The sequence below is a fragment of the Kineobactrum sediminis genome, assembly GCF_002868715.1.
Taxonomy (GTDB): Bacteria; Pseudomonadota; Gammaproteobacteria; order Pseudomonadales; family Halieaceae; genus Kineobactrum; species Kineobactrum sediminis.
This window is the reverse complement of sequence record NZ_PKLZ01000003.1, coordinates 377,119-389,735: the sequence shown is the minus strand read 5'-3', so window position 1 is coordinate 389,735 and position 12,617 is coordinate 377,119. Positions and strand designations below refer to the sequence as shown.

At 56.6% G+C, this 12,617-nt stretch carries 13 protein-coding genes; 1 reads left to right on the top strand and 12 read right to left on the bottom strand.

The annotated features are described in order from the left end of the window. Positions 1–72 precede the first annotated feature (72 nt). Complete coding sequence (gene mobA / locus CWI75_RS07060; protein ID WP_101520770.1) at positions 73–648, top strand: molybdenum cofactor guanylyltransferase MobA; 576 nt, start codon at positions 73–75, stop codon at positions 646–648. 57 nt (positions 649–705) lie between these two features. On the opposite strand, the gene CWI75_RS07055 is transcribed toward mobA, so the two are convergent. The 12 genes from CWI75_RS07055 to lepA all read right to left on the bottom strand — a co-directional run bounded on the left by CWI75_RS07055 (position 706) and on the right by lepA (position 12,493). Further along, on the bottom strand, positions 706–1,683 hold the full coding sequence (locus tag CWI75_RS07055) for a hypothetical protein (RefSeq protein ID WP_101520769.1): 978 nt from the start codon (positions 1,681–1,683) through the stop codon (positions 706–708). Between the two features lie 202 nt (positions 1,684–1,885). After that, positions 1,886–2,533 (bottom strand): adenylate kinase, encoded by a 648-nt coding sequence (adk, locus tag CWI75_RS07050; RefSeq protein ID WP_101520768.1) that lies wholly within the window; start codon positions 2,531–2,533, stop codon positions 1,886–1,888. A 147-nt stretch (positions 2,534–2,680) separates the two neighbouring features. After that, positions 2,681–3,520: a nucleoside triphosphate pyrophosphohydrolase gene (gene mazG / locus CWI75_RS07045; RefSeq protein ID WP_101520767.1), complete on the bottom strand. Its 840-nt coding sequence runs from the start codon at positions 3,518–3,520 to the stop codon at positions 2,681–2,683. 9 nt (positions 3,521–3,529) lie between these two features. Next, positions 3,530–5,761 (bottom strand): GTP diphosphokinase, encoded by a 2,232-nt coding sequence (gene relA, locus CWI75_RS07040; protein WP_101520766.1) that lies wholly within the window; start codon positions 5,759–5,761, stop codon positions 3,530–3,532. Positions 5,762–5,774: 13 nt separating this feature from the next. Continuing rightward, the gene (cysM, locus tag CWI75_RS07035; protein WP_101520765.1) at positions 5,775–6,671 is read right to left on the bottom strand and encodes a cysteine synthase CysM; all 897 of its coding nucleotides are present in this window, start codon (positions 6,669–6,671) and stop codon (positions 5,775–5,777) included. A gap of 64 nt (positions 6,672–6,735) precedes the next feature. After that, on the bottom strand, positions 6,736–7,107 hold the full coding sequence (gene acpS, locus CWI75_RS07030) for a holo-ACP synthase (protein WP_101520764.1): 372 nt from the start codon (positions 7,105–7,107) through the stop codon (positions 6,736–6,738). Then, complete coding sequence (gene recO / locus CWI75_RS07025; protein WP_101520763.1) at positions 7,104–7,832, bottom strand: DNA repair protein RecO; 729 nt, start codon at positions 7,830–7,832, stop codon at positions 7,104–7,106. Before recO ends, acpS begins: the two co-directional genes overlap by 4 nt. Positions 7,833–7,844: 12 nt before the next feature. Further along, positions 7,845–8,756 (bottom strand): GTPase Era, encoded by a 912-nt coding sequence (gene era, locus CWI75_RS07020; RefSeq protein ID WP_101520762.1) that lies wholly within the window; start codon positions 8,754–8,756, stop codon positions 7,845–7,847. Next, entirely contained in the window at positions 8,749–9,426 is a 678-nt protein-coding gene (gene rnc / locus CWI75_RS07015; RefSeq protein WP_101520761.1) for a ribonuclease III, read from the bottom strand. Before rnc ends, era begins: the two co-directional genes overlap by 8 nt. A gap of 6 nt (positions 9,427–9,432) precedes the next feature. Beyond that, positions 9,433–9,819, bottom strand: coding sequence for a DUF4845 domain-containing protein (locus CWI75_RS07010; RefSeq protein ID WP_206604658.1), 387 nt, complete (start codon positions 9,817–9,819; stop codon positions 9,433–9,435). A 28-nt stretch (positions 9,820–9,847) separates the two neighbouring features. Beyond that, a complete protein-coding gene (gene lepB, locus CWI75_RS07005) occupies positions 9,848–10,687 on the bottom strand; it encodes a signal peptidase I (RefSeq protein WP_101520760.1) in 840 nt (279 codons plus the stop codon). 6 nt (positions 10,688–10,693) lie between these two features. Further along, positions 10,694–12,493, bottom strand: a complete 1,800-nt coding sequence (lepA, locus tag CWI75_RS07000) for a translation elongation factor 4 (RefSeq protein WP_101520759.1) — start codon at positions 12,491–12,493, stop codon at positions 10,694–10,696. Between the last annotated feature and the right edge of the window lie 124 nt (positions 12,494–12,617).

The window sequence follows — 12,617 nt, the reverse complement described above, 5'->3', positions numbered from 1 at the left end:
GCAAACGCTGCGGGATTATCCCACAGCTTGGCGTCCCCAAGAACCGCGACTGGATAAATTTACGGAATCGACATGACCACGACCGGCAATATTCATGGGCTGATACTCGCCGGCGGAGCAGGCAGTCGTGTTGGTGGTCGTGACAAGGGCCTGCTGGAATGGCGTGGAAAACCACTGGTACAGTGGGTGGCACAAAGCCTGCGACCCCAGGTGAACACGCTTTACATTAGCTGTAACCGCAACCAATGCACTTATCGCAGCTTTGCCGACCATGTCATCAGTGACCAACCCGGGCCACCGGTAGGACCACTCGCGGGACTGCGCGCGCTACCTGCGATACCCCCGGGAGATTACCTGCTTGTTGTTCCCTGCGATACGCCACTGGTCCCGGCAACGCTTGGCACGCGACTGATGGAAACACTGGGTGCCGATAACGCACTTGCCGTGTGCTATGCCGAAGATCAGATCAACCGCCATTACCTGCACGCTTTACTGAAAAGCGAATGTTTGCATTCCCTTGAGGACTACCTCGTTTCGGGACACCGCTCCGTGCGCGGCTGGTACGCAACGTTGCAAGCAGCAGCGGTGGACTTCAGCGATATGACAGACGCCTTCAGCAACCTGAACACTCTACAGCCTGATTGCTGAGCCAAAAAAAAACCCGCAATGTATAACCATTGCGGGCTGTGATTGCCTGGCCCCCGATCAGGATTCAGTGGCAGTACTCTCCGGCTCGGTTTTCGGGCTGGGAGCAGCAGCTTTGGCCTTGGGTGCAGCTTTAGCTTTGGGTGCAGCTTTAGCTTTGGGGGCAGCTTTAGCTTTGGGTGCAGCTTTAGCTTTGGGTGCAGCTTTAGCTTTAGGTGCAGCTTTAGCTTTGGGAGTAGCTTTCGCCTTGGGCGCAGCTTTGGACTTGGGAGTGGCTTTGGCTTTGGAAGCGGCTTTACCCTTTGGAGCCGCTTTGGCTTTGGAAGCCGCTTTCGTCTTTGTCTTTTTAGGCGCCGCCTTTACCTTTGGCGGAAGATCAATCGTTTTTCCAGCAGTGGTGCCGCTGGTCGCGGCCTTTGCCGAAGCAGCCGCCTTACGGCGACTCTTGAGTTTGCTGTCTGCTTTTTTCGCTGCGATCCCGGCCTTTTTTTCAGCCGCTTTAACCTGCGCCATTACTTTCTTTTCAAGCAGGGAGATTTTGGCTGCATCTGCCTTGGCACGTTGCCCGGACCATTTCTTCGCATGCCGAGCAAGTGCCCTGGCCTTATCCACTTCGGCTTTCGCCGCCAGTTCGGCTTTTTTCTGCAGCACACGTTGCTGCGCTGCAAGGCGCTTGGATGCCAGCCGGGATTCGGCCACCATATTCTTGAGCTGTTCGCGCGCCTCCTTCAACTTGCCGCGTGAAACTTCCACTTTGGCATTGATACGCGAAACTGCATTCGATGCCGCTTTTTTTCCGCGAATGTCAGCTTTCGCTCTTGCGGCCTTAACCTTCGCCCGCGCTTCCGCAAGTGCGTTTTGTTCCTGCTGGACCCGTGCCTGCAACTTGGCCACGTTATCGCGCGCTCTCTGCTCTGCTTTTGAGCTCGCCGATGTTTCAGCTACTGACTTGCCAGCGACAGGCCTGCGTGCCGTTTTTTTTGCCGGCGTCTTTTTTGCCGCAGTTTTTACCTTCGCTTTGCCCTTGGCAGTTGCCATATCTACGATCTCCAGAGATTATTTTGAATAACAATGTGCCAAAAATAACAACAAACCCGCAGCCTTACAACACAGTTTTGACAACTGTTACAAGGATGAAGGTTTTTACGGCCTGTAAAACAGTGATCGGAAACGACTTTAACGGCGAGGCACAACTCCGGAAAATATCGAGAACATCCGCAAACTACTTGAAATAAAGGACTCAGACGCCAAGCGCGGCAAACACTTTACGGCGAATATCATCCACGCTACCGACACCTTCTATGCGATGGCTACGGGGAGCATCACTACCGGTCATGGACCGATAGAACTCAACGAGAGGACGGGTTTGCTGATGATAAACCTGTAACCGTTTGCGTACGGTCTCTTCACGGTCATCATCGCGCTGCACCAATGGTTCGCCGGTTTCATCATCAACACAATCATTCTGTGGAGGATTATGTTTCATGTGATAAACCCGTCCCGAGGCCGGATGAACCCATCGGCCACTCAGCCGACTTACAATTTCCTCGTCATCGACGACTATTTCAATCACGTGATCAATGTGAACACCAACATCAATCATTGCCTGTGCCTGGGGGATCGTTCTGGGAAAACCATCGAATAAAAAGCCATTCTCGCAATCGGGCTGCTTGATCCGCTCCTTTACCAGGCCAATGATAATGTCATCGGAGACAAGCCCGCCCGAATCCATCACCTCTTTCGCGGCGAGGCCGAGTTCTGATTGCGCCTTCACTGCCGCACGTAGCATATCCCCTGTTGAAATTTGTGGGATATCAAGCCTCTCGGTGATGAACTTGGCCTGGGTGCCTTTGCCGGCGCCGGGCGCGCCCAAAAGTATCAATCGCATTCGGGTAGATCCTCAATATCTGGTTTGCCGGCGCCGTGGCAGCGCGCCCACTCGTGAACATTCAATTTACAGGCTTGCGGAGGGCAGTAACCATACACATGGCCGATAATTTGCACAACCCCTGGCAAAAAACCCCGGAAATACCGCTCAACTGCGTTGTTTTGCCTCATTCCAGAGCTGATCGAGCTCCAGAGCCGTCAACCTGGCAAGGTCAACGGCGCTATCCCTGCTACCGCTCCCGCCCATAAAAGCCTCGTCGGCTCCCATTTCCATGTAACGGAAACGCCGTTCGAATTTGTGCGAGGATCTGCGCAGTACTGTTTCTGCATCAAGACCGAGATGACGGGAGAGATTTACGCAGGTAAACAACACATCCCCCATTTCATCCGCAATACCCGCCTTGCAATCATCGTCCATGGCGGCGCGCAACTCTGCACACTCCTCTTCCAGTTTGGCGAGAACGGATTGCGGGTTGTCCCAGTCAAAGCCCTTCAACGCGGCGCGTTTTTGAAGTTTTTGTGCCCTTGGCAGTGCCGGCATGGCAACGGGAACGTCATCCAGAGCGCCGCCCTGGGCACGACCCGCACGCTCCTGCTGTTTGATCGACTCCCAGGAGCGCTTTACCTCATCGACATCAATTGATTCCCCAACGACACCTTCAATGCTGCCTTCCGCAAATACGTGAGGATGTCGGCGCAGGAGCTTGTCTACCAGGGTATGAACAACTGACTCGAAGGAAAAAAGATTCTGCTCTTCCCCGAGCCGGGAATAAAAGATGACCTGGAAAAGAACATCTCCCAACTCCTCGGCAACGTGCGGATAGTCGCCTTGCTCAATCGCCTCAGCCAGTTCATAACACTCTTCCAGCGTAGACGGTACGATGCTGAGAAAATCCTGCTTGATATCCCATGGACAACCGCTCACGGGGTCGCGCAAGCGTTCCATGACCCGCAATAAATCAGTGATGGTATAAAAATCAGTGGTCACGGGTCTCTCCTAAACTGTCACGCGCTGGACGGAAGCAACATTGCTCAGCCGATCTATACGCTCCAGTAATTTTGACAGGGCGCCAAGATCGGGAACCTCCACGGTCAGTCGCATGGTTGCAGTATGCTTTTTCTTGTTTGTCTGTGTGTTGATGGAAAGAACATTAATCCGCGCGGTGGCGAACAGTGCGGTGATATCCCGCAACAGCCCCTGCCGATCATAGGCCTCAATGGCGACGTCCACTTCGTAGTTCTCCCGCGGCGACTCACCCCACTCTACTTCGATCATTCGCTCGGGGGTAGTGTCCTGGAGTTTCAATATCCGCGCACAATCACCGCGATGAATACTGACACCCCGGCCCTGGGTAATAAAGCCGACAATATCATCGCCGGGGAGCGGTTTGCAGCAACCTGCCATATGCGTGAGCAAATTACCGACGCCCTGTACTTTAACCTGCCCCCGGGAGGCGGATCCGCTACCCGGTTTAACCACCTGCAGCTGCGGCTCGGGACGCCGGTCCAGTAAGCTCTGGGCCGCATTCAGCACCGTTGCCGAGGACAGGTCGCCCGCTCCCACGGCTGCATACATGTCCTCTACCGTGAGCACCCCCACCCTGGTGGCAATACGTCGGTAATCCACGCTGGTGAGGGCCAAACGCCTGAACTCCCGCTCGAGCAGGTGGCGCCCGGCATCAATATTTTCATCCCGGGCCTGGGCCTTGAACCATTGCTGTACCTTGGCCCTTGCCCTCGAGGTCTTCAGGTAACCCAGTCCTGACTGCAACCAGTCACGCTTTGGTACGCCCTGCTTGCTGGTGAGGATATCAACGCGTTCACCTGTTTTCAGGGTGTAGGTCAGTGGCACAATAACGCCATTGACCCTGGCGCCGCGGCAATGATGCCCGACCTCGGTATGCACGTGGTAGGCAAAATCCAGGGGGGTTGCACCCTGGGCGAGATTGACAACGTCGCCCTGGGGCGTAAACACGTAAACCCGGTCCTGCGCCAGCCCGAAACTGAACTGTTCAGCCACATCGCCGGTATCGCCGGTTTCCTCATGCCAGTCCAGCACCTGCCGTAACCAGGCAATTTTCTCTTCATAACTGCTGGCCATCTTGCCGGCAGCATCGGAGCCTTTGTAGCGCCAGTGCGCGCAAACGCCCAGTTCGGCTTCGTCATCCATCTGGTCGGTACGTATCTGGACTTCGAGGATTTTCCCTTCCGGCCCGATCACTGCCGTGTGCAGTGAGCGATAGCCGTTTTCCTTGGGATTGGCGATGTAGTCATCGAACTCGTTGGGGATATTGCGCCAGAGTCCGTGCACCAGGCCCAGGGTGGCATAGCAGTCCTTCATCTCGGGAACCAGGATGCGAACCGCACGAATATCGTAGACCTGCGAAAAACCAATTCCCTTGCGCTGCATTTTGCGCCAGATACTATAAATGTGTTTGGCCCGACCACTGATCTCGAATTGTAAACCCGCCTGCTTGAGCTCCCGGGTCAGCTCCTCGGTGACCCGCGCAATAAAACGATCCCGCTCCATGCGCTTGCCATCGAGCAGGCGGGCAATTTTGCGATAAGCGTCGCTGTAAATGTAACGGAACGAAAGATCTTCCAGCTCCCATTTCAGGTGACCTATACCCAGACGGTGAGCCAGCGGCGCATATACATCAAAAACCTCCCTGGCAATGGGCCAGCGGCGCTCCTCGTCATTCTTTACCGCACGTATTGCACAAGTACGTTCGGCCAATTTGATCAGCGCAACCCCGACATCGTCAACCAACGCCACCAGCATCTTGCGAATATTGTCTTTCTGGCCGTGAGCCTGCCCCAGCACGGGGGAATCAGCCTGGGTCCTGAGGTCACTGATTGCGGCCATGCGCAAGACGCCACTGATGAGCGTGCGCACAGCCGGACCGAAACGGTCGCCCGCGGCATTGAGCGTAATGCGCTCTTCCCGCACCGCGCGATAGAGAATACCCGCGATCAAACACTCCGCGTCAACATGAAGCTCTGCAAGTATCTGGGCGATATCCAGGCCGGTGGCAAAGCAATTGGATTCATGGGCCCAGTCGGGAAGATCGAGGCCTATCCGCCCACTGGCTTCGCGAGCCAGCTCGCAGGCTGCCAGCAATTGGGCGTGTTCTTCGTCGCCATGGGTCACCGGCAACTGCGATAGCCAGAGATCAAGATTGATTTCACCCGTCTCCGACAGATGGGATTGTTCCCTTACTTGAACCATGACGACACTCCGTTCAGGGCGTGGCAAAAACACCGGTAGACAGATAACGATCGCCGCGATCACAGATGATCGCCACGATAACCGCATCGCTCACCTCTGCCGACAGGCGCAGTGCGGCCGCCACGGCGCCACCAGAGGAAACGCCACAGAAAATGCCTTCTTCCCTGGCCATGCGTCGCATGTAGTGTTCGGATTCCTGCTGGGAAATATCCATTATCCGGTCGACCCTGGCATCGTCGAAAATACCGGGCATATAAGCTTTGGGCCAGCGCCTGATGCCGGGGATACTTGACCCCTCCACCGGTTGCAAACCAATGATCCGGATTTCCGGATTCTGCTGTTTGAGATAGCTGGAGCACCCCATAATGGTGCCGGTAGTACCCATGGACGCAATAAAATGAGTGACGGTACCCGCGGTCTGTCGCCAGATTTCGGGACCGGTGCCCCGGTAGTGCGCCAGCGGGTTATCAGGGTTACCAAACTGATCCAGCACCCGCCCTTCACCTTCCGCCTGCATCTGCAATGCCAGATCCCGCGCACCCTCCATTCCCTCGGCCTGGGTAACTTCCACCAGCTCCGCACCGTACGCTGACATGGCCTGTTTGCGTTCCGAACTCATGTGGGCCGGCATGATCAGTATCAGCCGATAACCACGAATCGCGGCCGCCATGGCCAGGGCGATACCGGTATTGCCACTGGTAGCCTCTATCAATGTATCGCCCGGCTGGATCTCACCGCGGCGTTCAGCCTCGACAATCATACTGAGGGCCGGACGATCTTTTACCGAACCGGCGGGATTGTTCCCCTCCAGTTTGCCGAGTATCGTATTGGATGTTTCACCCGGTATGCGCTGCAGGCGCACCAGTGGCGTGTTACCGACACAAGCTTCAATGGTTGGATATTCAGACATAGATCACCATGGCCCCTTTCGCGGGGTAGTCGTTTGACAATTTGCGGGCGCTTGCCGGCACGTGTCAGTGCAGTGCAGCGAACGCTACTACATAGGCCTGCTCATCGGCCAGACTCAGCAACACAGCGCTGCCACCGCGGCTTTGCGCAATCCGCAACGCGCCTCCACTGAGATGAACGAGTGGCCCACCCATTGCATCGTGGCGTATTTCGATATCCTGCCAGCTAACGCCATTGCCTATACCGGTACCCAGCGCTTTTGCCACTGCTTCCTTGGCGGCAAACCGTTTCGCCAGGAGCCGCCACGGCTGACCACTTGCCTGGTATTCCCCGCGTTCGGCAAGGGTAAGGATGCGCCGCACAAACCTGTCACCCAGACGCTCCAGTACAGCTTCAATACGCGCCACTTCGAGAATGTCCGTGCCCAGGGCGATCATGCGGGTCGACCACTGCCGCGGAATTGACGAAACAGCTCCCGGCTGTGCAGGGGGCGGTCCCCGAGATGACTGGCAAGCGCCTCTCGCAGCAGGCGTTTCGCCGCGGTGGCCTGTGCGCCACGGTATTCGCCTGCGGCGATTGCCAGCAGGTCGGCACCACTGAAAACAGGGGCCGGCCCGGCGTGCTGCCGCTGGCACTTCACCAGTCCATACTCCGCCTGGTATTGATACCAACCGTCCGCCAGCACCGGGGTTCCAGCGTGGCCATCTATTGCCGGGTCAAAGTGGTAGCCGAGAACTTCCAGCAGGGTAAACTCAAAACGCCGCAGGCTGGCACTGACATCAGTTGCCCTTGCAAGTGACTCTAGTGTCTCGCCATAACAGGCAAACAGGCCGGGATGCGGATCGTGACGGTGCAGCAGGCGCACCAGCAGTTCATTCAGGTACAGCCCACTGAACAGGCATTCACCCGCCAGTGCCAGGGGTGGTGCCGCGGCTTCCACTGCGGTTAACTGCTTCATTTCAGAGCGACCTGAAAAACTGACCAGAAGAGGTGAAAAGGCCTGCAGCAGCGAAGCATTACTGCCCCCGCGACTGCGTCGTCGTGCGCCCTTGCCGACCAGGCTCAGGCGGCCGTGCTCGGCAGTAAAGAGCTCCAGCAGCAGGCTGCTGTCGCGCCAGGGGCGGCTGTGCAGTATATAGGCGGGCTGCAGGTTAATGCGCATGACAGTTGCCGTTCAGCGATCATCATAACCGAGACTACGCAGTGCTCGCTCGTCATCGGACCAACCGGATTTGACCTTGACCCACAGCCTGAGCATGACCTTGTTCTCGAATAATTGTTCCATATCCTGGCGGGCATCTGTGCCGATGGACCTCAGTCGGCTGCCGGCATCACCAATCAGGATACGCTTCTGGCCCTGCCGCTCCACCAGAATCAGCGCGGAGATGTTGAGGATACCTTCCTCGAGCTTGAATTCCTCAATCTCTACCGTCACCGCGTACGGGATTTCCTCCCCGAGCTGGCGCATGATTTTTTCGCGCACAATCTCGGCCGCCAGAAAGCGCTGGCTGCGATCGGTAATCTGGTCTTCGGGGAAGAAATAGACCGCCTCGGGCAGGTGCTTGAGAATTTCCTCCTCCAGTGCATCAAGATTGTGGCGTCGCAGTGCGGACAACGGAATGATGGTGGCAAAAGGCGCCTTCTCCGCCAGCTGCTGCAACTGTGGCAGCAGTACTTTTTTATCATCCAGCAGATCTACCTTGTTCACCACCAACAGGGTGGGAACACCCGCGCGGCTAACCTGTTGCAACACCATTTCGTCCTCATCAGTCCAGGCGGTGCGATCCACCACCATGACGATGACGTCAACGTCGCGAATCGCGCTGCTGGCGGCACGGTTCATGTAGCGATTGATTGCCCTCGGTTCAGCCCTGTGCAGGCCCGGGGTATCGACAAAGACAATCTGGTAATCGGCCTCGGTTTTTATGCCCAGTACCTGATGCCGGGTAGTCTGGGGCTTGCGCGAAGTAATGCTGATTTTCTGCCCCAGAAGGTGGTTAAGCAGCGTCGATTTACCCACGTTGGGTCGACCGACTATTGCCACATAACCGCAACGGGTAGGGATGGGGGTGGGTGTGTCAACCATGAGTAACAAGTCCTTCCAGTGCCGCCGCAGCGGCTGCCTGCTCTGCCCTGCGGCGACTGCTGCCGGCCCCTTCAACAACCAGTGCCGGGCGCGCCAGGTGGCAGGCGATGTGAAATATCTGTTCATGGCCGTCGCCGGCCACGGTCAGCAGTTCATATTCCGGCAAAGGGTGGCCACGCCCCTGGAGGAATTCCTGCAACAGGGTTTTGGGGTCTTTGCCTCCGGCGCCCTTGCCGAGACTTTCCAGCCGGCCCTCAAACCAGCGCAATACACAGCGCCGACATTGCTCGACGTCACTATCCAGCAAAATGGCCCCGGCAATCGCCTCGACCGTGTCCGCGAGGATTGAACTGCGACGATGGCCGCCGCTTTTACGCTCGCCCAGGCCGAGGATAACAAACCCACCGAGCTCCAGTTCGCGGCCGATCTCGGCCAGCGTATCGCCCTTGACCAGCGAGGCACGCATGCGACTCAGTTCACCTTCGCGAGCCTTTGGAAACTGACTGTAAAGTGCTTCTGCGATGATGTGGTTTACAATGGAATCGCCAAGAAACTCCAGTCGCTCGTTATTGCGACCAGCCACACTGCGATGGCTCAAGGCGAGCGTCAGCAGGGCCGGGTCATTGAATTCATAGCCCAGCGCGGCCTGCAAGCGACGAAGCTTATCCATGTCGCATCAGGGCGCGGGCGCGCGACCGGCTTCCATTTCCAGATCGTCAAATCGTATCACCGCATCAATGCGCCCCATCACCGGAATACGCGCTTCGTAGTTGGCATTGATGTAGGTTCTGCCTTCTTTACGAAAAATCTCCACGTCACCGGGTTTCAGGCCGTATATCTGGTTGGTATTGAACGTGCTGGCAATTCGGCGACGAATATCGGCGATGGTATCGGTGGTCGGCTCAAACTCTGTTGCCACTTTGGTGACAATATCCCTGACCGTAAGGTATTCGAAATAGCTCGGCGCCATGCGAATACCGCACATGACAAAGAAACCGACCATGATGCCGATCGCCAGCATGCCGGGGAGCGACATACCGGTTTGACGCTGCCTCATCTTCATACGCTACCCCTCACAAGTCATTGTACATTTATTTTATGGCGCCAACCCGGCTGAAGCTGGGGATACTCAGGAGGGAATCCCAATGCATCCAGATGGCAAACGCCTTGCCTACTATATCCTTTTCCGGGACCTGGCCCCAGACTCGACTATCGCTGCTGTTATCGCGGTTATCCCCCATCATGAAGTAATGACCGGGCTTTACCCTGACAGTGAAGTCGCGCCCGGGCCGGAGCTGGTCAACCTGCACCCGGTGGTGCTCCCCATCCAAAGTTTCCCGCGCAACCTGGAAGCGCGCACCTTCCTCGGCGACCACGTCCAATGGTTGCGTTGGCACCGGCTCATCGTTCACATACAAGCGTTTGTCGCGATAACTCACCTTGTCCCCCGGCAATCCTATCACGCGCTTGATATAGTAGGTGTCATTCATGTGTGGCGGGAAAAACACCATGACGTCGCCACGCTCGGGCTCGTTAATATCGACGACCTTGGTACGGATTACGGGCAGCCTTAACCCATAGGTAAATTTGTTGACCAGGATGTAGTCCCCGACTTCCAGTGTTGGCACCATGGAGGATGATGGTATCTGGAAAGGCTCTACCAGGAAGGAGCGCAAAACAAAGACAACAAACAGCACGGGAAAAAATGACCGCGAGTACTCCACCAGCGCCGGCTCGGCGGCAGAGCTGCGCACCCGGGCATCGTAACTGGCCGCATCTTTACTACCTTCCTGTGCCCACTGCGGGTACTCCGCCTGTAATGCGGCTACCCTGGCGCGCCTGCGTGGCGCCAACAGAAGCACATCAAGCAGCCAGACAAGGCCGCTGCCAAACACCAGTATTACCAGGATCAACGGGAAATCGATTGTCATATCAGCTTAGCCATCCACTTTAAGTACAGCGAGGAAGGCCGACTGTGGGATTTCCACATTACCTACCTGTTTCATGCGTTTTTTACCCGCTTTTTGCTTATCGAGCAGCTTGCGCTTGCGGCTGACATCGCCACCGTAGCATTTTGCCGTCACGTTCTTGCGTAACGCCTTGACGGTTTGCCGGGCCACGACCTTGCCGCCCACCGCGGCCTGTATCGCCACATCGAACATCTGCCGGGGAATAAGCTCCTTCATTTTTTCGGTCAGTGCGCGGCCTCTATACTGGACCTGGTCGTGATGCACAATGATCGCCAGGGCATCGACGCGTTCCCCATTTATCATCACATCCAGTCGCGACAGGCTCGCCGCCTGGAAACGGTCAAACGCGTAATCCAGCGACGCGTAGCCGCGGCTGACTGACTTCAACCGGTCAAAGAAATCCAGCACCACCTCGGCCAGGGGGATATCGTAGATCACCGATACCTGGTTGCCGAGAAAGAGCAGATCCTTTTGCACCCCGCGCTTTTCCACGCACAGTGTAATCACATTGCCCAGGTACTCCTGGGGCACGAGAATATTACAGCGCGCAATCGGCTCGCGCATTTCATCAATTTCGCCCGGGTCAGGCAACGATGAAGGGTTATCAACCTGTACTACCTCGCCGTTCTTTTTCAGCACTTCGTAAATTACCGTGGGTGCCGTGGTGATCAGGTCGAGGTCGTATTCGCGTTCGAGGCGCTCCTGGATAATCTCCATGTGGAGCATGCCCAGGAAACCACAGCGGAACCCGAAACCGAGGGCATCGGAGGTCTCCGGCTCGTAAAACAACGAAGCGTCATTGAGGGTCAGCTTGGACAGGGCGTCGCGGAAATCCTCGTAATCATCGGAGGAAATGGTAAAGATACCGGCATAAACCTGTGGTTTGACCTTCTTGAAGCCCGGCAGTGACGCCACCTCCGGGTGCTTTGCGCTGACCAGGGTATCGCCGACGGGGGCGCCGTGAATATCCTTGATTCCGGCCACCACAAAACCCACTTCACCGGCAGCCAGCTCGGCTGTTTCAAGACGTTTCGGGGTAAAAATCCCCACCGCGTCAACCTGGTGCGCTCGACCGGTGGATTTGGCGATAATCTTGTCGCGTTTACGCAGCACGCCCTGTTTGACGCGCACCAGGGACACCACACCCAGGTAATTGTCAAACCAGGAATCAATAATCAGCGCCTGCAACGGAGCGTCGCGGTCACCCTCCGGCGGCGGTACCCTGGCGACCAGGTACTCGAGTACATCTTCCACACCGATACCCGACTTGGCGCTCACCAGACAAGCCTCGGTAGCGTCGATACCGATGATTTCCTCAATTTCGAGCCGTACCTTGTCCGGGTCCGCCTGGGGTAAATCCATCTTGTTCAGTACCGGCAGCACTTCGATACCCTGCTCGATAGCCGTATAACAATTGGCGACCGACTGCGCCTCAACACCCTGCCCGGCATCCACTACCAGCAGAGCCCCTTCGCAGGCGGAGAGGGAACGGGATACTTCATAGGAAAAATCCACATGCCCGGGGGTATCAATAAAATTCAGCTGGTAAACCTTGCCGTCCAGGGCCTTGTAGTCAAGGGTAACGCTCTGGGCCTTGATGGTAATGCCCCGCTCCCGCTCGATATCCATGGAATCGAGCACCTGGGCATTCATCTCACGGGCGGAGAGGCCGCCACAATGCTGGATGAAACGGTCGGCAAGGGTCGATTTTCCGTGGTCGATGTGCGCGATGATGGAAAAATTACGGATGTGGCTGAGATCACTCACTCAATTAGGCTCGGTTGGGTCACTGGGGGATGGCTGGCTTGATACAGGGTCGCCAAAGACGCGCGATTGTACCCCAATGCCCCGCCCGCTGCCATGCCGGGAGCACGAACCCCGGGACAGCCTT